Origin of the sequence: Enterobacter cloacae complex sp. ESBL7 (assembly GCF_041679625.1) — a bacterium.
Classification (GTDB): domain Bacteria; phylum Pseudomonadota; class Gammaproteobacteria; order Enterobacterales; family Enterobacteriaceae; genus Enterobacter; species Enterobacter asburiae_B.
On record NZ_JBGORN010000001.1, the window covers coordinates 662,153 to 683,036 of the forward strand.

Genomic DNA, 20,884 nt, shown 5'->3' on the forward strand with positions numbered 1-20,884 from the left:
TCATGTCTTTGAAAAAAAATAGCCTGAAGCGTCAGGCGGGGTTCACGCTGCTCGAATTAATGGTAGTTATCGTTATTCTCGGCGTGCTGGCCAGTATGGTTGTGCCTAATTTAATGGGCAATAAAGAAAAGGCCGATATTCAGAAAGCGACCAGCGATATTGTGGCGCTGGAAGGTTCGCTGGATATGTACAAACTCGACAACCATCGCTATCCGACCACCGAGCAGGGGCTGCAGGCGCTGGTGACCAAACCTGAAATTGCGCCTGTTCCGAAAGGCTACCGTGACGATGGCTATATTCGTCGCCTGCCGCAGGATCCATGGGGCAATGACTATATTCTGGTCAGCCCGGGCGAGCATGGCGCTGTCGATATTTTCTCAGCCGGTCCGGATGCAGAGGCTAATACTGCCGACGATATCAGCAACTGGTCTTTTGATAAAAAAGCTAAGTAATGAATAAGCAACGTGGATTTACCCTGCTGGAAATTATCGTGGCGCTGGTGATATTCGCCCTGAGCGCCATGATGGTGGTCACTACCATTCCATCACGCAGCGGCGCAGATACATTTGGTCAGCAGCTAAAATCCCTCGTTGAATATGGTTCTGACCGTGCGGTAATGGACGGAAATATTGTCGGGCTGGTGATGACCTCGTCAGAGTTTGAACTGGTGACGCAGGTTGTAAATAACGGCGAGCGCCACTGGGCACCGTTAAAGTCGGGGCGGATCGCCACCCGCGGCGAGTTTCCTGAGGAGATGCATGTCTCCCTCTCATCGCGAACGCTGGCGGCCACGCTGGACGATGAACCGCAAATCATTTTTTTGCCGGACGGCGAGCTTAGCCGCTTCACGCTCAGCCTCGAAAGCCTGGATAAAAAGCAGCGCTTTCACGTGACGTCACAGGGCTCAGTTCCCGTGGTGGTGGAAAACGATGACTAAACGCAAAACCAAAGAGCAGGGGATGACGCTGCTGGAAGTGATGGTGGCGCTGGTGATTTTCTCCACCGCGGCGCTGGCGCTGATGAACTCCGTCACCCTGAACGTGCGCTTTACCCACAGCCTGTCGGAAACGCTGCAGGCCGGCTGGGTGGCGGAAAATCAGCTGGCGCAAGCGCAGCTGGCTCAGACCGATTTCCCGGACGCCGAGCAGGTGGGCACCGAAACCATGGGCGGACAAACCTGGACCTGGCATATCCAGCGGGTGAAAACCGCCGAAAATACCTTTGCCGATGAGGTACGGGTTTACAGCGAAGCAAGCGATGCGCAACCGGTGGTGGCGCTTCAGCTCGCCGAACCGGAGGTGGATCGTGAGTAAGGTGCAGCGTCAGCAGGGCTTTACCCTGCTGGAAATTATGATTGCGCTGGCCATCTTCGCGGTGATCAGCATTCTCGCCTGGCAAACTCTCGACGGCGCGATGCGCACCTCGACGGCCAGCGACGAGGCGGCGACAAAAGTGACGGCGCTTCAGCGCACGTACAACCTCCTCTCGCGTGACTTTTACCAGCAGCAGGCGCGCGCGCCGCGCAACAGCGGCGAGGTGTTCGTCCAGCAGCAGAATGGTGTGGAAATGACAACCCTGAACGGCATCAGCGGCCAGGTGCAGCTGGAGCGGGTTAGCTGGACGCTAAAGGACAAGCGCCTGTGGCGCAACGTCTGGGCTGCTATCGACGGTCCTGCCAGCGCGCAGCCGGAAGAAGTGCCGATTCTGAGCGATGTGAAAGAGATGAAATGGCGCTTCTGGCACGAAGGCTGGCAGGAAAAATGGACCGACATCGCCCATCAGCCTGATGGCGTTGAGCTGAATCTGACCATGGAAAACGGCGAAACCTGGCGCTGGGTTTTTCTCACTCCCGGCGATATGCCTGAGATCCAGACCGCGCCAAAAGAGACGAATGCGGACCCGGCGCAGCCGGCAGCGGAGAATGCGGCCCAGCCCGTAACAACCCCGCAGCCCGATACGGCAGTCGATCCAGGAGTGAGTTCATGAGCCGCAAAACAGCGCGAAAAGAGCGTGGCGTGGCGCTGCTGGTGGTGCTGATCCTGCTGGTGATGATGTCCGCCCTGGCGGCGAAAATCAGTCAGCAGTTCTGCCGCCACCTGCAAAAAACGCATTATCAGGTCAGCCAGCAGACGCTGCGCTGGGCCATTGCCCGTCAACAGAAGGTACTGGAAAACGTATTGCAGAAAGCGGCCAGTTCAGAAGGGGCGGGGCTGTCGCCGCAGGGTGACTGGACACAGCCGCTGGAAACCCACGGGGATAATTACACCGTGGTGAGTCAGGTGGAGGATGCCCGGACCTGCTTTAACGTCAATAGTCTGCTGGCCGGTGACGCGGCGCCAGCGGCCCCGGCCGATCCAACTGCGCTGCCGGAAAAACCGGTCAAAGAGCAGATTATCGAACAACTGCTGATGGAAAGTGGTGTCGGTACGCTGGCGGCAGAAGAGATTTACCAGCAGCTGGTGGATTATCTTGACGCCGACGACGTGACGGCGAAACAGGGCCAGGAGGCCGATGCCTGGGCGAGCGTGACGCCCGCCCGCGGTCCGGCGAATCAAATGATGCGCACCATCAACGAAATCAGACTGCTGCCCGCCTTTCCGCAGGCTGCGTGGCCGAAGGTCAGCAAGCTGCTGTGCGCCTTGCCGGATACGGATGGCACCATAAATGTGAATACCTTAACACGCGAACAGGCGCCGCTGCTGGCGGCGGTTTTTACCGGCGTGTTAAACACGGACGACGCTGCCCGCCTGCTCGATTCACGCCCGGATGAGGGGTGGGCGTCGCTGGAGGCATTCAGCAAAATGCTGGAGAGCAACTATCCGCAGACCAAAGATATCCTGGCGCAGATTCAGGACAGGATTGCGGTCAACAGTCGCTATTTTCGGGTGGAAACCACCGGCAATACCGATGATTTAACGCTGCGCGTCGTCAGCCAGCTTCACGTTGACAGTGAGGCTGGCAAGGTCGTGACCTGGCAACGCCGCTACCGAATGGTTGAATAAGATGAAGATAATGAAAAAGGTGCTTTTTATTCGTCCCGACACCCGTGAGGACGGCAAAATCTGGTGGTGTGAATCCGGTAACGATCGGGTGGAATATCTGACGGGCTGGAGCGCACTGAGCGAACTTTCCTGCCACCCGCTTTCTCAGCAGGTGTGCCTGCTGCTGCCGGCGAGCGAGACGATCTTTCGTCATTTTACCCTGCCGAAAAAAGGGCTTTCCGCCCAGACGGCGCAGTTCTCGTGGATGGCGGAAGAGACGCTGCTCGGCGAGGTGGAGACGCTGCACTGGACGGTGCTGAACAAAAAGGGGGCGGAAGTGGATGCCGTGGCCATCGACGCTGAACGTCTGCGCCACTGGCTGGAGCTGTTCGCTCAGGCGGGGCTCACGGTGGCCCAGGCGCTGCCGGATGCCTGGCTGCTGCCGGTGAGCGAAGGGGGCACGACGCTGGTGAGCCTGGAGGAGAGCTACTGGCTGCGCTTTTCCCCCGGCAGCGCTGGCGAAGCCGATACGGTTCTGCTGCCGCTGCTGTTGAGTAAATGCCGGGCGGGTGAGGTGTGCTGCTACGGTGATGCGCCGCAGGAGGTACAGGTGGATGAACGGCTGGCGTGGCAGCATCCGCTGGTGCTGATCCAGCCCCAGTGGCAGGGCTGTCGTATCAACATGCTGCACGGGGAGTTTTCCGGGCGCAGCGCCAGCGGTCCGCGTTTTCGCCACGCGAAAACGGCCCTCGCGGCGGCGGCGCTGCTTTGCTTTGGCCTGCTGATCGGCCCCCGCGTTGGTATGGCGTGGATGCTCACTCATCAGCAAAACGAGATCCACCGGGAGATGACCACCGTAGCGCAGCACTACTTCCCGACCCTGCGCCAGACCAGCAACCTGAAGTACTACGTCGGACAAAATATCAGCAAGGCGAAGAAAGGGGTCTTCCTGCAGCTCGAAGCGCTGAATCAAATCAGGCAGTCATTGCCGTCTCTGGAGATCAATAGCGTGGAATATGACGAAACGCAAAATCAGCTGACGCTGAATGTGAAATCCATGGATAAACAGACCCTGCAGGATTTTGTCGCCCGCAGCGCCGAAACCTTTGAATTTACGATGCAGCCGATTTCCGGCGAGGCGCCTTATACCGCCATTATTACCGGGAGCTATAAATGAAAATGCAAATAGCCCAGCTAAAAAACCGCTGGCAACATTACAGTCCACGCGAGCGTAATTTATTTAAACTCTGCGGCGGGGCACTCTGCTGCGCGATGGTTTATTACGGCGCGATGATGCCGCTCGATACTCTCATCAAAAATAACGAGGCCGTGTTATTTAAGCAGAAGCAGACGCTGAACTGGATGCGCCAGGAAATTGATAAAAACCATCTCCAGTCCAGAATCGTCAATACCCCGAACCCGCGCAGCGTGGTGGAAGAAAGTGCCAAAGTCGTGCACGTCGCGTTGACAAACGTGCGTCAGGAAGAGCAGTCGCTGACCTTTGATGTCGAGCGCGTCAGCGTCACTGCCCTGCAAAACTGGCTGCGTGAGATGAACGTCTCTTCCGGTATCCATCTGGAGAAACTCGCGTTGACGCCGGTGGATCGTCAGAGTGACGTGAAAGCGCACATTACGCTGAGCTGGGCGAAAAGCGCATGAACTCACTAATGCTGTTGCAGCAGGCGAATCTGCCGGGTCTGTGCGTCATGAGCGGAGCGCTGGGCGCGATCCTCGGCAGTTTCCTCGGCGTCGTGGCGGAGCGTATTCCGCCGCTGGTAATGGAAGAAGAGGGGGCAGGCAATCTACTGTTTCCTGCCTCTCACTGCCCGGAATGCCACCACGCCCTGAGCGCGTGGGAAAATATTCCCATCATTAGCTGGTGTGCGCTGCGCGGCCGCTGCCGCCACTGCCATAGCGCGATTCCGCTGCGACTGCTGCTGGTGGAAGTCTGTAGCGCTCTCTTCTTTGCCGCCAGCGCCGCGCTGGCGCCGTCGTTTTTGGCGCTGATCGCGCTGTGGGTGATGTGGAGTCTGCTGCTGCCGCTGGTGGTGATCGACGCGCGCCATATGCTGCTGCCGGACTGCCTGACCCAGCCGCTGCTGTGGACGGGGCTGATGTTCCATGCCCTGTTCCGTACGCTACCGCTGACCGATGCTATCTATGGCGCGGTGGCGGGATATCTGTCGCTCTGGCTGGTTTACTGGGCCTTCCGCCTGCTGACCGGCCGGGAAGGATTAGGCTATGGTGATTTTAAGCTGCTGGCGGCGCTGGGCGCCTGGTGCGGCTGGCAAGCGTTACCCTCTATCGTGCTGATCGCGGCGCTGGGGGGCATTATCATGCATTGCCTGTTAAAGCCCTTTGAGAATAAAAATAACCTTATTTCCTTTGGTCCATATATTGCTTTTTCCGGGCTGGTTGTATTTATCTCGCAAATTTCATATCTCGTCTTTTAAATAATGCTGTCAAGTTTTTTTTGAAATTTTTTCATCGGGGGAATGAAAGGCGAAAATAAATTACCCGCTGTATTCTTCTCTACGCAATAAAACATTTGTCGAAGGTTTTATGAGTGGAGGAAGGTACAACGCAATAATAAGCAGGTCTTTCGCGAACCAGAAACGTTCACGATTAATTTATCAGTAAATAACGTTTGTCCATGTTTAATGGAAAAGCATGGGTATTTAATTTCACAAATCGTATTATCAGGATCAAATAATGAAATTTCTGAAGCCTAAATATCTGGCACTCTTCGTTGCAGCGGCTGCAAGCCCGGTGTTCGCAGCCGTGCCAGGTAAAGCAACTATCGCCAGTGGTAATGATAAATTTGCCATTGTCGAAGTTGATCAGTCTGCTACTGCATACAACAACCTCGTCAAAGTCCATGATGGCGCCGATGTTAAAGTGCAGTGGGATGTCTGGAGCGGCGCGGCGCCGACTTCAGCGAAAGTGTTGCTCGACGGCAAAACCGTCTGGACCGGTGCAGGCAGCATGTCCGGCACGGCAACATTTAAAGTGACCAAAGGCGGTCGCTATCAGGAAACGGTTGAACTCTGCAACGCCAGCGGGTGCAGCACCAGCGCCAGCAAACTGATTATCGTCGCGGATACCGACGGTAGCCATCTGCTGCCACTTAACACCACCATGCTGGAAAATAATAAAACCCTCTCTAAGCACACCGATAAAGTGGTAGGTGCCTATTTCCCTGAGTGGGGCGTCTATGACCGTAAATTCCCGGTGAATAAAATCCCGGCAGCTAACCTTAACCACATTCTGTATGGCTTCATTCCAATCTGCGGCGGCGATGGCATCAACGACAGCCTGAAAACCATCGAAGGGGGTAACAGCTTCGAAGCGCTGAAACGCGCCTGTGCGGGCCGTCAGGACTTCCAGGTGGCGATTCATGACCCGTGGGCCGCACTGCAGGAATCTCGGCCTGGCCTCGACAGCTGGGACGAGCCCTACAAAGGCAACTTCGGCCAGCTGATGGCAATGAAGAAAGCCAATCCAGGCCTGAAAGTGCTGCCGTCTATCGGTGGCTGGACCCTCTCCGATCCGTTCTTCAAAATGCATGACAAAGCGATCCGCGATCGCTTCGTGGCTTCCGTGAAAGATTTCCTGAAAACCTGGAAATTCTTCGACGGCGTGGACATCGACTGGGAATTCCCGGGCGGCGGCGGTCAGAACGAAACGCTGGGCAACCCGCAGCAGGATAAAGAGACGTATACCGCACTGATGCGTGAACTGCGCGCCATGATGAATGAACTGTCAGCCGAAACCGGCCGTACCTTTGAACTGACCTCAGCAATCGGCTCAGGCAGCGACAAAATTGAAGACGTTGATTACACCACAGCCCAGCAGTACATGGATCACATCTTCCTGATGAGCTACGACTTCTACGGCGGCTGGAGCAACACCGAGCTGGGTCATCAGGCGGCACTGCGTGCGCCGGCGAACAAACCGGATACCAATTACACCACCGAAAACGGCGTCAATGCGCTGCTGGCGCAGGGTGTACAGCCCGGCAAAATTGTCGTGGGGACGGCCATGTATGGTCGCGGCTGGACCGGCGTTCACGGTTACAGCAATAACAACCCGTTCACCGGCACGGCAACGGGCATGGTGAAAGGGACCTGGGAACCGGGCGTGGTTGACTATCGTCAGATCGTTAACGAGTACAAAGGCAAAGCGGGCTGGGAATACAACTATGATGCTACCGCTGAAGCGCCGTATCTGTTTAACAAAACCACCGGCGATCTGATCACCTATGAGGATGCGCGTTCCGCAACGGCGAAAGGTCAGTATGTGCTGGCGAAAAACCTGGGCGGTCTGTTTGCCTGGTCTATCGACTCCGATACCGGAGACATTCTGAATGCGATGAATGAAAGCCTGACAGGCGGCGGCGCTGCGCCGGTTGATCCGGTGGTGACCAACCATGCGCCGGTAGCGACTTCCGCTGACCAGAGCGTAACCGGTCCGGCGACGGTGACCCTGGATGGTTCGGCTTCTACCGATCCGGATGGCGATGCCATTACCTACAAGTGGACGCAGATCTCTGGCCCGTCGGTGACCCTCACCAACAGCACCAAAGCGAAAGCGACCTTCAACGTTGCCGCAGTCACCAGTAACCAGACTCTGGCGTTCCGCCTGACGGTCACTGACGCGAAAGGGTTGAGCAGCACCGCTGACGTCCAGGTCGTGAACAAAGCGCCGAAAGCAAACCAGGCGCCGGTCGTGAACCAGATGGAAGCCGTGACGCTGGAAGCGGGCCAGAGCTACTCTCTGCACGCTCAGGCTAACGATCCTGATGGCGACGCGCTGACCTACTCCTGGAGCGTTCCTGCGAATATGCAGGCGACAGGCGCAGACACCGCGAACCTGAACATCACCGCGCCGGACGTGGACGCGGAATCAACTTACACGCTGACCGTGGTGGTAAGCGATGGCAAGTCCAGCGTACAGACTAACGTACAGGTAACGGTAACGCCTAAAGCGGCTGAAACGCCGTCTGACGAAGGCAATACCCCTTCCGATGAAGGCAACACGCCGTCTGACGAAGGTAACACTCCTTCCGATGAAGGCAACACGCCGTCTGACGAAGGTAACACCCCATCCGATGAAGGCAATACGCCGTCTGACGAAGGTTCTGCCACCAATAGCTGCGATAAGCCTGTTGACGCCAATGCCAGCAAATACGCTGCCTGGAGCGCCAGCAAGGTTTACAACGCGGGCAATACCGTCAGCTTCGACAACCTGGTCTGGAAAGCAAAATACTGGACTCAGGGCAACCAGCCGGGCTTCGGTGTGGATGCATGGGAGCTGGTAAGTCAGGTGAAATTCAACTGGCGCTCCGACGTGGTCTATAACGGCGGCGACACCACTACCTACAACGGTTACTCCTACACCGCGAAATGGTGGACGAAGGGTGATAAACCCGGTAGCAGCGATGTCTGGGTGAAAAAAGGCCCTGCGGCTGACTGCCAGTAAGTCACAGCCATAACGATGCGGGTAAGTAACTTGCCCGCCATCACGGTCCACGTCCCGCGACGGACGTGGACCGTAAATCAGGAAACAGAGTGATAAGCGCGTAAGGAGACAATGAAAAAGAGCCGGACTGAAAATGAAAACGTTATTTTTATTGTTGCTGATAATAAGTCATAGCGTCTTTGCCAACTGCTGGGATAAAGCCGCCAGTTATTATCATGTGGATCCTTATCTGTTGTATGCCATTGCTAATGTTGAATCGGGAATGAATCCCAACGCGATTGGACAGAATAATGATGGCACGCGTGATGTCGGACTGATGCAGATTAACAGTTCACATTTTTCCGAGCTGGAGCGAAAAGGCATTAATGAGTACCGGTTAATTACCGAGCCCTGCACCTCGATTATGGTTGGCGCATCGATATTATCCGGAATGATTAAAGTTTATGGCTATAACTGGGAGGCGGTCGGCGCCTATAACGCGGGTCTGAAAAAAGAGAATTACCCGCAGCGCATGGTCTATGCCCGTAAGGTCTGGAATAAATATCAGAAATTAAAACGTAGCACCCGTAACCGTTATTATTATTGATTTTTGTTTTTTGAAGAGTACCGACTGGTGTTCTTCATAAAACGAAAACTGCTCCCGGGTTTATTTATTAAATGATTAATAAATAAACCGCGAAACAAATTAACTTTTATAAACCCTTAATATAATTAAGAGGACCATTGACATGAACAAAAGAACATTACTCAGTGTTCTTATCGCGGGCGCATGTGTTGCACCGTTTATGGCTCAGGCAACCCAGCTGCAGGCCAGCAGCGAACCTTACACCGTTAAGGCCAGCGATCTGCAGAAGAAAGAGCAGGAGTTGACCAACTTCCCGCTGATGGCTTCAGTGAAGTCAACCATCCGCACGCTGGACAACAGCCTGGTGGAACAAATTGAGCCGGGTAAATCGACGAACCCGGAAAACGTCAAGCGCGTGGAAGGGATTATCAAGGCCAGCGACTGGGAATACCTCTTCCCACTGCGTGCGCCGGAATATACCTACAGCAACTTCCTGAAAGCGGTCGGTAAATTCCCGGCACTGTGCCAGACCTATACCGATGGTCGTAACAGCGATGCCATCTGCCGTAAGTCTCTGGCAACCATGTTCGCGCACTTCGCCCAGGAAACTGGCGGTCACGAGTCATGGCGTCCGGAAGCCGAGTGGCGTCAGGCGCTGGTTTACGTGCGTGAGATGGGCTGGAGCGAAGGTCAGAAGGGCGGCTATAACGGCGAATGTAACCCGGATGTCTGGCAGGGTCAGACCTGGCCGTGCGGTAAAGACAAAGATGGCGATTTCGTTAGCTACTTTGGTCGCGGCGCGAAACAGCTCTCCTATAACTACAACTACGGCCCGTTCTCTGAAGCGATGTACGGCGACGTCCGCGTACTGCTGGACAAACCTGAGCTGGTGGCGGACACCTGGCTGAACCTTGCTTCCGCGATCTTCTTCTTCGCCTACCCGCAGCCGCCAAAACCGAGCATGCTGCAGGTTATCGACGGCACCTGGCAGCCGAACGATCACGATAAGGCGAATGGTCTGGTTCCGGGCTTCGGCGTGACCACGCAGATCATCAACGGCGGCGTGGAGTGCGGTGGCCCGACTGAGATCGCCCAGTCTCAAAACCGTATCAAATACTACAAAGAGTTCGCCAACTACCTGAAGGTGCCTGTTCCGTCTAACGAAGTGCTGGGCTGCGCCAACATGAAGCAGTTCGACGAAGGCGGTGCCGGCGCGCTGAAGATCTACTGGGAACAGGACTGGGGATGGAGCGCGGATACCCCGTCAGGCCAGACCTACTCTTGCCAGCTGGTGGGTTACCAGACGCCATTCAGCGCTTTTAAAGAGGGTGACTACACCAAATGCGTGAAGCATTACTTCAACGTCAACGTGGTGGGTGAAGACGGGACTTCCGACGGCGGTAGCGTCACGCCAGCTCCGACGCCGACCCCTGTCGACCCAACGGACGAAGGCAACACCACGCCGGTGCCGGACGATAACACCCCGGCTCCGGAAGATAATACGCCAGCGCCGGTAAACCATGCGCCGGTAGCAAAAATCGCCGGTCCGGTGGGGGCGGTTGAAGCGGGTAAATCTGTTTCTCTGAACGCGTCTGGCTCGACCGACGAAGACGGTAACCACCTGACTTATACCTGGACGGCTCCGAACGGCCAGACCGTAAGCGGTGATGATAAAGCGATTATTACGTTCAATGCACCGGAAGTGGCTGCGGCGACGCAGTACCCGATCAACCTTACCGTCAGTGACGGCGAGCTGAGCAGCACTACCACCTATACGCTGAACGTACAGGCTAAGCAGACCAACGGCGGCCAGACCGGGACTTACCCGACCTGGACCTCCAAAACCAAATGGAAAGCAGGCGATATCGTTAACAACCGCGGCCAGCTGTTCCAGTGCAAACCTTATCCGTACAGCGGCTGGTGCAATAACGCGCCGTCCTACTACGAGCCAGGTAAAGGGATTGCATGGCAGGACGCGTGGACTGCGCTGTAATCAGCAAAACAGCAAAATGACAAACGGCAACCTTCGGGTTGCCGTTTTTTTTCTTATCGTAAAAATGCAGGACCCGATCTACCGATGAAGCTTCCCGTGATCCCGCAGCCACGCCGCCGTACGCGTAATCCCTTCATCCAGCGTCACGATCGGTTTGTACCCAAGCTCGTTCTCCGCCCGCGAAATATCCAGCGTGAAATCAAAGTTCAGCTTCGATACGCCGTAATGCGTCAGCGCAGGCTCTTTGGCCGATTTACTGCCAAAACGCTCCATGCTGCGGGCAATCATATCCAGCATTGGGTAAGGGACTGAACGGATGCGGCAGTCGATCTGCAGCTCGTCAATTAAACGCTGCACGATGCTGCGCAGCGTGCAGGGTTCGCCGTTCGTGATGTTGTAGGCGCGACCGGAGATCAGCTTATCGCAGTCCGGCTGGCTTGCCAGCCACATGGCGTGAACGGCGTTTTCGTAATAGGTCATATCCACCAGCGCATCGCCGCCGCGCGGCAGCAGCACGCTGCCGTAGTGGTGCATCATCTGCGCCAGGCGCGGAATAAACACTTTGTCGTGCGGCCCGAACAGGCTCTGCGGACGTAAGACCGTAAAACGGGTGTGCGGGTTCGACTGTGCCAGCAGGTCAATCACCTCTTCGCTGGCCGCCTTGCTGCGGGCAAACTCGCAGGCAAAGCGAGCGGGACGGAAATCTTCCTGCACCTCACGATGGTGGTGATAGTCGAAATAGAGTGAAGGTGACGAGATATGAATAAAGTTACGCACGCCCCAGGCAACGGCCCATTCGCCCAGACGGCGGGTTGCCCGCACGTTGGCGAGATCGAAGGCTTCCTGGGTACCCCACGGGGAGGTGAAGCTGGAGCAGTGCCACAGCGTGTCGATACCGGCGAGCATCACTTTCGCCTGAGAGGAGACCAGCTCCGTCAGGTCAGCATGGACGAACTCCGCGCCCATTTTTTGCAGCAGTTTTCCCATCGCTTCGTTGCGACCGGTAGCCCTGACGCTGATGCCCTTGTTGCGCAGAAATTCGACCGCATTTCGGCCTAAGCCGCTGGTCGCCCCGGTAACCAGTACCTTCATATCAATCCACTGTGTTGAAAAGAATTTCGTGCGCATTCTTTCGTGAATTACGGCGCTATGCAATGGGAAAGGTGAAAGAAAGAGAGTTTTATTTAGATCTTTTCCGTCTTTTGTTCTGCCCGTTGCGCAATCCGCTTTGCCATCCCGCGGAAGATAAACAGGTGGGCGGGGATCATCAACAGCCAGTAGAACAGACCCGGCATTCCGTGCGGATGCCACCAGGCGCGGACGTCCAGTTCACGACAATCGCCTTTGTCTTTCAGGGTAAAGCAGAGTCGGCCCAGCCCCGGGGCTTTCATACCGAACAGCAGCGCCAGCTGTTTTTCCGGCTCGACGATGATGACCTTCCAGCTGTCGACCGCGTCGCCCACCTCAAGATACGGGCGTGCCGGGCGGCCTTTTGCCAGCCTGTGCCCCACCAGCAGATCCATTGCTCCGCGCGTTTGCCACAGGATATTACCGAAGAAATAACCGTCTTTGCCGCCAATCTGGTTCACGACTTCCCACAGATCTGCAAGGCTGGCGGAAGTTTTCACCGTGCAGCCCGCCTGTTTCGGGTAATAGCCGTACTCCGGCCGCCAGCGGGCAAACGCCTGGGCGTCGTAGCCCCAGTCGCTGGAGTTCACCAGCTGCTCTTCCTCTTTCAGCGTATTGCGCACGGCATCATCAAAGCGGATCAGATCCTGGGGAATGAGTGCCCGCAGTTCGCGATCGTCCGCCAGTAAATCGTGTTTGAGCCCCTGGATCAGCGCTTTGGCGATCGTCGGCGGCACCGAGGTGATCACATTCAAAAACCACACCGAAATCCAGCGGGTCGGGAAGGGGATGGGGATCAGCCAGCGGCGGCGGCCGCTGACGCGCATGAAATGTTCGAACTGCTCCTGATAGCTCAGCACTTCAGGGCCTGCCGCCTCCAGCACGCGGTGTTGCTCCGCCGGGCGATCCAGCAGGGCCACCAGATAATGCAGTAAATTCTCCAGCGCAATCGGCGTGGTGCGCGAGCGTACCCAGCGCGGCGGCGTGAGTACGGGCAGGTTGTAGACCATATCGCGCATCACTTCGAAGGCGGCGGAGCCTGCGCCGACGATGATCCCGGCGCGCAGTTCGGTGACGGGGATATTCGCCCCGCGCAGGGTGTCAGCCGTCAGCTGGCGGGCGCGCAGGTGATCGGACTGCTCGTGTTCGGGCGCCTGGAGCGAGCTTAAAAAAATGACCTGCTTCACCGGGGTTTGCAGCAGGGCGTCGCGAACGTTCATCGCCACCTGCCGCTCGTGGGCGATGAAATCCCCGCCTTCGCCCATGCTGTGCACCAGGTAGTAAAGCGTGTCGATCCCTTCCAGCAGGGCGGGAAGTTCCTTCGGCCAGTTGAGGTCAACGCTGTGGCAGGTGACGCCAGGCAAACTGAGCTTTTGCAGGCGTTCGGTGTTGCGTGCCGCTGCCAGCACCTGGTGTCCCTGCTGGCTTAACGCCGCGGTGAGATGCTGACCGATGTACCCGCTGGCGCCGAGCACCAGAATTCGTTGCGGCACGTGATGCTCCTTATCGCTGTAAAAACGCCTGCCAGTGTTTCACCACGTCCGCCAGCTGTTCGCGGCTCACGTCGAGATGCATGACCAGACGCACAACGGGTGAGGCGTTGATCAGCACGCCACGTGATTTCATAAACTCACCCAACGCGGCGGCGCGGTCATCGCCCACGCGTACGAACAGCATGTTGGTGTCGTGGCGCATCACGTCGGCGCCAATCTCGCGCAGCTGCGCCGCCATCCACGCGGCGTTGTCGTGATCGTCCTTCAGGCGCGCCACGTTATTTTTCAGGGCATACAGCCCGGCAGCCGCCAGAATACCCGCCTGACGCATGCCGCCGCCGGTCATTTTACGCCAGCGGTTGGCGCGCTTGATGTAGTCCGCGTTGCCCACCAGCAGAGAGCCCACCGGCGTGCCCAGCCCTTTTGAGAGGCAGATGGTGAACGAGTCGCAGTATTGCGCAATCTCTTTCAGCTCGCAGCCATACTCCACGACGGCGTTAAAGATACGCGCGCCGTCCACGTGCAGGCCGAGCCGGCGCTCGCGGGTGAATTCCCACGCTGCTTTCAGGTATTCGCGCGGCAGGACTTTGCCGTTGTGGGTGTTTTCGAGGCTGAGCAGCCTGGTGCGGGCGAAGTGAATATCGTCAGCTTTGATTTTCGCCGCGACTTTATCGAGCGGCAGGGAGCCGTCCGGCGCGGCGTCAATGGGCTGCGGCTGAATGCTGCCGAGCACCGCCGCGCCGCCGGCTTCGTAGAGATAGTTATGCGCGCCCTGGCCGACGATATACTCTTCCCCGCGCTCGCAGTGGCTGAGCAGCGCCACCAGGTTCGCCTGCGTGCCGGTTGGCAGAAACAGGGCCGCTTCCTTGCCGCTCAGCTCTGCCGCGTAGCGTTGCAGCTCGTTGACCGTCGGGTCATCGCCGTAGACGTCGTCCCCGACCGGGGCGGCCATCATCTCTTCGAGCATGGCGCGGCTCGGGCGGGTTACGGTATCACTGCGTAAATCGATCATGGCATGTCCTTATTATTAAAAAGGCGATGCCAGATGTTTTACCTGAGCCAGTTGGTTTTTGCCAGTTCGATCACTTCGTCACCGCGCCCGCTGATGATGGCGCGCAGCATATACAGGCTAAAGCCTTTGGCCTGTTCCAGCTTGATCTGCGGCGGGATCGCCAGCTCTTCTTTGGCGACGACGACATCCACCAGCACCGGGCCGTCGATGGAAAACGCGCGCTGCAGGGCTTCGTCCACCTCTGAGGCTTTCTCCACGCGAATACCGGTGATGCCGCAGGCCTCGGCGATGCGCGCGAAGTTGGTGTCGTGCAGCTCGGTGCCGTCCGTGAGATAGCCTCCGGCCTTCATCTCCATCGCCACGAAGCCCAGCACGCTGTTGTTAAAGACCACGATTTTCAGCGGGAGCTTCATCTGCACCACCGACAGGAAATCCCCCATCAGCATGCTGAACCCGCCGTCGCCACACATCGCCACCACCTGACGCTCCGGGGCCGTCGCTTTTGCGCCCAGCGCCTGCGGCATGGCGTTGGCCATCGAGCCGTGGTTGAACGAGCCGAGCAGACGACGCTTGCCGTTCATTTTCAGATAGCGTGCCGCCCAGACGGTTGGCGTGCCCACGTCGCAGGTAAAGATGGCGTCGTCGTCCGCGAAATGGCTGATCTGCTGCGCCAGATACTGCGGGTGAATCGCTTTGTCGCTCGGTTTGGCGAGGTCGTCCAGCCCCTTGCGGGCGTCGCGATAGTCGCTCAGGGCTTTATCAAGGAACTTGCGGTCCGTTTTTTCTTCCAGCAGCGGCAGCAGGGCGGCAAGGGTAGATTTAATGTCGCCCACCAGCGCCATATCGACCTTGCTGTGCGCGCCGATGCTGGCCGGGTTGATATCAATCTGAATGATTTTGGCATCCGCCGGATAGAACGGACGATACGGGAACTGGGTGCCGAGCAGGATCAGCGTGTCGGCGTTCATCATGGTGTGGAAGCCGCTGGAAAAACCGATCAGACCGGTCATCCCCACATCAAAGGGGTTGTCGTACTCGACGTGCTCTTTGCCGCGCAGGGCGTGGACAATCGGCGATTTCAGCTTACCGGAAAATTCAAGCAGCTCCTTGTGCGCGCCCGCGCAGCCGCTGCCGCACATCAGGGCGATATTGCTGGAGTAACGCAGCAGCTGCGCCAGCTTTTTCAGCTCCTCTTCGGCAGGCGTCACCACCGGCTGTGGGGCGTGATACCAGTGGGTGCTGGCCCCTTCCGGCGCGGCCTTGAGGGCCACATCGCCCGGGATAACGACCACAGAAACACCGCGGTTCAGGACGGCCTTGCGCATGGCGATCGCCAGCACCTGCGGGATCTGCTCCGGGGATGAAACCAGCTCGCAATAGTGGCTGCATTCACGGAACAGCTCCTGCGGATGCGTCTCCTGAAAATAGCCGCTGCCGATTTCGGAAGAGGGGATATGGGCGGCAATCGCCAGCACCGGCACGTGGTTGCGGTGACAGTCGAACAGCCCGTTGATCAGATGCAGGTTGCCGGGACCGCACGAGCCCGCACACACGGCCAGTTCCCCCGTAAGCTGTGCTTCAGCGCCTGCGGCGAAGGCGGCAACCTCTTCATGGCGCGTGGGCATCCATTCGATGGTCTTCATCTTGTTGAGGCTGTCGCTAAGTCCGTTCAGGGAATCGCCGGTTACGCCCCAGATACGTTTCACGCCAGCCTGGTCGAGCGTTTTCGCTATATATGCAGCCACGGTTTGTTTCATGGTTGTCCGTCTCCTTTTTGTGATATCGCTTACAAGCTTAGAAGAAAGTCTCCGTATTGCCCGTCGCATCCCCCCAATTAAAAGGTGCTTTTCATGCGCAATTATTCGGCATAATCTGGTGTTACCTCGGTAAAAACAGGAATTATTTCAAATGGTTAAATCATTGTTAATCGCTGTTAATGAAAAGCTATCGTGCGACGATCTTGGCAAACTCTTGTTACGACTTGCCGTCGGCGGGCTGATGCTCTTTCACGGTTTGCACAAGCTTTTTGGCGGCGTGGGCTTTATCAGCGGCATGCTGGTGGAAAAAGGGCTGCCGGGATTTATCGCCTACGGGGTGTTAGTTGGCGAAGTGGTGGCACCGATTCTGATTATTGTCGGGCTCTTTACGCGTCCGGCCGCGCTGGTGCTGGCCTTTACGATGATTGTGGCGTGGCTGATGGTGGGAATGGGGGAAACGCTCGCCCTCGATAAGGTAGGCGCATGGGCGATTGAAAGCCTGGTGTACTTCTTTATCGGCTCGCTGGCGGTCGCGTTTTTAGGGGCGGGGCGGTTTGCGCTGGGTAAAGCACCCGCGTGGCGGTAGGGTTGTTGTAGGTCGGGTAAACGCAGTGTCACCCGACAAAAAGCCCGGTGGCGCTGACGCTTACCGGGCCTACGATCGAACGTTTACCGTTTATGCGAGGACGAGATCGCCCTGTGGATGGCATGAGCATGCCAGCACGTAACCCTCGGCAATTTCCGCGTCGGACAGCGTCATGGTGCTGGTGACGGTGTACTCCCCGGAAACCACCTTCGTCTTACAGCAGCCGCACACGCCCGCACGACAGGCAGCCACTACCGGCACCTTGTTGCTTTCCAGCGCCTCCAGCAGCGTGGTCCCCACGCGGCCAAAGAAGGTCTGCGCAGGCTGCAGTTTGGTGAAGGTAATGCCGCTGGTTGCCGCTTCCGCCACCGGCGTGAAGAACTGCTCTTTGAAGAAGCGGGTCACGCCAAGCGCTTTCACCTCTTTTTCCACGATATCCATGTACGGCGCCGGGCCGCAGGTCATCACGGTGCGGTTCGCGATATCCGGTACGCTTTGCAGCAGCTCGCGGCTCAGGCGACCGGGCACAAAGCCGTGGGTCGCGTTGTGCTCCGCCACCAGCGTCACCGGATAATCACGCCATTCCCCGGCAAAAATCACATCTTCCGGGGAACGGACGCTGAAGATCGACTGCACATCGGCCTGCGGGCGATTTTTTGCCAGCCAGCGGCGCATCGACATAATTGGCGTTACGCCACAGCCCGCCGCCAGCAACAGGAATTTATCGTCTGCTTTGTCGTCACAGGTGAAATCGCCCTGCGCGTCAGACAGCCAGATGTAATCCCCGCGCTTGACGTTCCGCGTCAGCCACTGCGAGCCCGCGCCGTCGTCAATGCGGCGGACGGTGAGCGTAATGTACTCGCTCACGCCCGGCGTTGAGGAGATCGTGTAGGCGCGCAGCGTATCCGCCGAATTGCGAACGCTGACCAGCGCGTACTGGCCTGCACGGTACGGATAGTAGTCATGGCACAGCAGCGACAGCGTCCACACATCCGGCGTCTCCTGATGGATGTGATGAACCTGCATCCGCCACGGACATTGTGAGGTTGGCATGGTCATGAATAACTCCTTACGCGCTCAGCAGCTGCTTCATATCATCTTCAACGTTGGTCACGGAACGCAGGCCGAATTTCTCGTTCAGCACCGCCAGCAGGTCTGGCGTCATGAAGCCAGGCGCGGTCGGGCCGGTCACGATGTTGGTGACGCCGAGAGAGAGCAGGGTCAGGAGGATGACAATCGCTTTCTGCTCGAACCATGACAGCACCAGCGACAGCGGCAGGTCGTTCACGCCGCAGCCCAGTTTCTCCGCCAGGGTGACCGCCAGAATGATGGCCGAGTAAGCATCGTTACACTGGCCCGCATCGATCAGGCGCGGCAGACCTTCGATGTCGCCGAAGTCCAGCTTGTTGAAACGGTATTTGCCGCACGCCAGGGTCAGGATCAGGCAGTCTTCCGGCACGCTGGTGGCGAAATCGGTGAAGTAGTTACGCTCGCCGCGCGCGCCGTCGCAGCCGCCGACGAGGAAGATGTGGCGCAGATTTTCACGGCTGACGAGATCGATCAGCGAATCAGCGGCACCCAGCAGGGTTTCACGACCGAAGCCGACGGTAATGAGGTGCGGGATCTCGCTGTACGGGAAGCCTGCCATCTGCTGCGCCTGGGCGATAACCGGACCGAAATCGTCACCTTCAAGATGGCTCACGCCCGGCCAGCCGACGATGCTGCGGGTCCAGATGCGGTCATCGTACGCGCCGACGGTCGGGTCGATGATGCAGTTAGAGGTCATCACGATAGGGCCAGGGAAGCGGGCGAACTCCACCTGCTGGTTCTGCCAGCCGCTGCCGTAGTTACCGATCAGATGCTTAAATTTACGCAGCTCCGGGTAGCCGTGCGCCGGCAGCATTTCGCCGTGGGTATACACGTTAACGCCGGTGCCTTCGGTTTGCTTCAGCAGGTTGTAGAGATCTTTCAGGTCGTGACCGGAAATCAGAATGCACTTGCCTTCGGTTGCCTTGACGTTGACCTGCGTCGGCGTCGGGTGGCCGTAGGTGCTGGTTTCACCGGCATCCAGAATGCTCATCACGCGGAAGTTCATCTGGCCGATTTCCATTGAGCACTCAAGCAGGGCGTTCATATCGGCAGGCCAGGTGCCTAGCCACGCCATGATTTTGTGGTACTGGGCGTAGATGTCGTTGTCGTACTGACCGAGCACATGCGCGTGTTCCATATAGGCCGCAGCGCCTTTCAGGCCGTACAGGCACAGCAGGCGCAGGCCGAGAATGTTCTCGCCAATCGCCGCTTTGTCTTTATTCGGGGTGAATTCTGCCGCCTGACGCTGGAGGTCGCCCAAATCGTCGCTGACCAGCTGAAGTTCTGACATCGGGTTTTCCACGCGAGCGGAGGCATCCGCCTTCAGGCACTGGGCTTTCAGCGCATCACGCAGGGCAATCGCTTCGCGGGCGTAGCCGACAATGCGCGGAGAGTCGAAGTTAACGTTGGTCAGCGTGGAGAAAAACGCGCGTGGGGCGAAGCTGTCGACGTAGTGGTCGACAATGCCGTATTCGCGGGCTTTGAACGCCCATGCGGAAAGGCCTTGCAGAGCCGCAATCAGCAGGTCCTGCAGGTCAGATGTTTCTGCGGTTTTGCCGCACATACCCTGTGCGTAAGAGCAGCCATTGCCTGCCGGGGTACGGATGGTTTGTTCACATTGCACACAAAACATAATCACACCTGTTAAAGTTATATTTGATATACATGTTTAAGGTTATGCCTGTGCCAGAACGGAGAAAAGGGCTTTCTGCTACAAAATAGAGGGAGATTGATTTAGCGCAATTTTGGCGGCAGGAAACCTACCGCCAAAGAAGTATCAGGCAGAGAAGAAGGCCATCAGGACCGGAACCAGCAGGCTTAAAATAAAGCCGTGCACGATAGCCGCGGGAACCATCTCCAGACCTCCGGAGCGTTGTAGTACCGGCAGGGTAAAGTCCATCGACGTTGCACCACACAGGCCCAGCGCGGTAGAACGACTGCGGCGAACCAGGCTCGGGATCAGCATGATGGCAATCAGCTCTCGCGCCAGATCGTTAAAGAAGGCGGCGCTGCCGATCACCGGGCCGAATGATTCGGTCAGCAGAATACCGGAGAGGGAGTACCAGCCAAAACCGGACGCCATCGCCAGGCCGGTTTTCAGCGGCAGATCGAGAATAAAGGCGTTGATGACGCCCGCCACCATTGAACTGGCGACAACCATAACGGCAACCATCATCCCCCGACGGTTGAGGACAATTTGTTTCAGCGTCATGCCATTATTTCGTAATTGAATACCAATCAGGAACAGCAGGAAGATCAGCGTATATTCACTGGCCTCAGTCGCGTGCTGTAAAAATGCCCAACCGGTCAGCCCAAGAAGAAAACCGAGCACCACGACGCCGCATAATTTTAATGATTCAAGCGCCATTGCAATTCGTGAAGGGAGTTTTTCCTGATGATGGTGATTTTTCCATGGAATAGTGCGTTCCAGCCACAGCAGCGCGGCAATATTGCACAGCAAAATAACCACCACGGTGACGACAGAATAATGGAGGATGGAGAGTAAATTCGCCGATAAGTTGTCCAGAAATGCCAGGCTAATCCCCATAAAGAAAAGAATAACGTAGACAATCCAGCTCAGGAATCGATTAATGAGCCTTAATGCGGATTCACGATGCAGCGGAATAAGATAGCCCACGATCAAGGGCAGCAAAATGATGAGGAGTCCTGAAAACATGAACAGCCGGTCCTTTTTGAGTATCGGTTAAGCGCCAGTGACACTACCCAATAAAGGCTGTTCAGTAAAGCGGCAAAAGAAAGCCGGGCGGCGGCTACGCCTTACCCGGCTTGTGTCTATGT

The 20,884-nt window shown here is 57.2% G+C and carries 19 protein-coding genes; 12 read left to right on the forward strand and 7 right to left on the reverse strand.

Annotated features, from left to right (window positions below):
- Nucleotides 1-2 precede the first annotated feature (2 nt).
- From gspG to ACERY3_RS03280, 11 genes are all read left to right on the forward strand, one after another.
- Entirely contained in the window at nt 3-452 is a 450-nt protein-coding gene (gene gspG / locus ACERY3_RS03230) for a type II secretion system major pseudopilin GspG (RefSeq protein WP_072210895.1), read from the forward strand.
- Nucleotides 452-937 carry a type II secretion system minor pseudopilin GspH gene (gene gspH / locus ACERY3_RS03235; RefSeq protein WP_023310954.1) on the forward strand — a complete coding sequence of 162 codons (486 nt, stop codon included), beginning with the start codon at nt 452-454 and terminating at the stop codon, nt 935-937. Before gspG ends, gspH begins: the two co-directional genes overlap by 1 nt.
- A complete protein-coding gene (gene gspI, locus ACERY3_RS03240) occupies nt 930-1,313 on the forward strand; it encodes a type II secretion system minor pseudopilin GspI (RefSeq protein WP_023310955.1) in 384 nt (127 codons plus the stop codon). The genes gspH and gspI overlap by 8 nt, the downstream gene beginning before the upstream one ends.
- Nucleotides 1,306-1,986, forward strand: a complete 681-nt coding sequence (gspJ, locus tag ACERY3_RS03245) for a type II secretion system minor pseudopilin GspJ (protein ID WP_373225033.1) — start codon at nt 1,306-1,308, stop codon at nt 1,984-1,986. The genes gspI and gspJ overlap by 8 nt, the downstream gene beginning before the upstream one ends.
- Nucleotides 1,983-3,002, forward strand: coding sequence for a type II secretion system minor pseudopilin GspK (gene gspK / locus ACERY3_RS03250; protein ID WP_373225034.1), 1,020 nt, complete (start codon nt 1,983-1,985; stop codon nt 3,000-3,002). Before gspJ ends, gspK begins: the two co-directional genes overlap by 4 nt.
- 10 nt (nt 3,003-3,012) lie before the next feature.
- Nucleotides 3,013-4,158 (forward strand): type II secretion system protein GspL, encoded by a 1,146-nt coding sequence (gene gspL, locus ACERY3_RS03255; protein WP_373225035.1) that lies wholly within the window; start codon nt 3,013-3,015, stop codon nt 4,156-4,158.
- Nucleotides 4,155-4,640: a type II secretion system protein GspM gene (gspM, locus tag ACERY3_RS03260; RefSeq protein WP_058842127.1), complete on the forward strand. Its 486-nt coding sequence runs from the start codon at nt 4,155-4,157 to the stop codon at nt 4,638-4,640. Before gspL ends, gspM begins: the two co-directional genes overlap by 4 nt.
- Nucleotides 4,637-5,434: an A24 family peptidase gene (locus ACERY3_RS03265; RefSeq protein ID WP_373225036.1), complete on the forward strand. Its 798-nt coding sequence runs from the start codon at nt 4,637-4,639 to the stop codon at nt 5,432-5,434. The genes gspM and ACERY3_RS03265 overlap by 4 nt, the downstream gene beginning before the upstream one ends.
- Before the next feature lie 259 nt (nt 5,435-5,693).
- Nucleotides 5,694-8,462 (forward strand): glycosyl hydrolase family 18 protein, encoded by a 2,769-nt coding sequence (locus ACERY3_RS03270; RefSeq protein ID WP_048976836.1) that lies wholly within the window; start codon nt 5,694-5,696, stop codon nt 8,460-8,462.
- A 133-nt stretch (nt 8,463-8,595) separates the two neighbouring features.
- Nucleotides 8,596-9,048, forward strand: a complete 453-nt coding sequence (iagB, locus tag ACERY3_RS03275; protein WP_029739471.1) for a type III secretion system invasion protein IagB — start codon at nt 8,596-8,598, stop codon at nt 9,046-9,048.
- A 142-nt stretch (nt 9,049-9,190) separates the two neighbouring features.
- Entirely contained in the window at nt 9,191-11,020 is a 1,830-nt protein-coding gene (locus ACERY3_RS03280; protein ID WP_029739472.1) for a chitinase, read from the forward strand.
- Nucleotides 11,021-11,098: 78 nt separating this feature from the next.
- On the opposite strand, the gene ACERY3_RS03285 is transcribed toward ACERY3_RS03280, so the two are convergent.
- The 4 genes from ACERY3_RS03285 to poxB form a co-directional block, all read right to left on the reverse strand.
- Nucleotides 11,099-12,112 (reverse strand): NAD(P)-dependent oxidoreductase, encoded by a 1,014-nt coding sequence (locus ACERY3_RS03285; protein WP_048979761.1) that lies wholly within the window; start codon nt 12,110-12,112, stop codon nt 11,099-11,101.
- Nucleotides 12,113-12,204: 92 nt separating this feature from the next.
- The gene (locus tag ACERY3_RS03290) at nt 12,205-13,641 is read right to left on the reverse strand and encodes a DUF2867 domain-containing protein (RefSeq protein ID WP_373225037.1); all 1,437 of its coding nucleotides are present in this window, start codon (nt 13,639-13,641) and stop codon (nt 12,205-12,207) included.
- A gap of 10 nt (nt 13,642-13,651) precedes the next feature.
- Nucleotides 13,652-14,653, reverse strand: a complete 1,002-nt coding sequence (gene ltaE / locus ACERY3_RS03295) for a low-specificity L-threonine aldolase (RefSeq protein WP_045887628.1) — start codon at nt 14,651-14,653, stop codon at nt 13,652-13,654.
- A gap of 38 nt (nt 14,654-14,691) precedes the next feature.
- On the reverse strand, nt 14,692-16,410 hold the full coding sequence (poxB, locus tag ACERY3_RS03300; protein ID WP_373225039.1) for a ubiquinone-dependent pyruvate dehydrogenase: 1,719 nt from the start codon (nt 16,408-16,410) through the stop codon (nt 14,692-14,694).
- 151 nt (nt 16,411-16,561) lie between these two features.
- On the opposite strand from poxB, the gene ACERY3_RS03305 reads away from it, so the two are divergent.
- Nucleotides 16,562-16,996 (forward strand): DoxX family protein, encoded by a 435-nt coding sequence (locus tag ACERY3_RS03305; RefSeq protein WP_033145069.1) that lies wholly within the window; start codon nt 16,562-16,564, stop codon nt 16,994-16,996.
- A gap of 90 nt (nt 16,997-17,086) precedes the next feature.
- Here the strand turns inward: ACERY3_RS03305 and hcr are convergent, their stop codons facing one another.
- From hcr to ACERY3_RS03320, 3 genes are all read right to left on the reverse strand, one after another.
- Nucleotides 17,087-18,055, reverse strand: a complete 969-nt coding sequence (gene hcr / locus ACERY3_RS03310) for an NADH oxidoreductase (protein WP_058842119.1) — start codon at nt 18,053-18,055, stop codon at nt 17,087-17,089.
- Nucleotides 18,056-18,065: 10 nt separating this feature from the next.
- On the reverse strand, nt 18,066-19,718 hold the full coding sequence (hcp, locus tag ACERY3_RS03315) for a hydroxylamine reductase (RefSeq protein ID WP_373225040.1): 1,653 nt from the start codon (nt 19,716-19,718) through the stop codon (nt 18,066-18,068).
- A gap of 144 nt (nt 19,719-19,862) precedes the next feature.
- Nucleotides 19,863-20,762 carry a lysine exporter LysO family protein gene (locus ACERY3_RS03320; RefSeq protein WP_033145072.1) on the reverse strand — a complete coding sequence of 300 codons (900 nt, stop codon included), beginning with the start codon at nt 20,760-20,762 and terminating at the stop codon, nt 19,863-19,865.
- Nucleotides 20,763-20,884 lie beyond the last annotated feature (122 nt).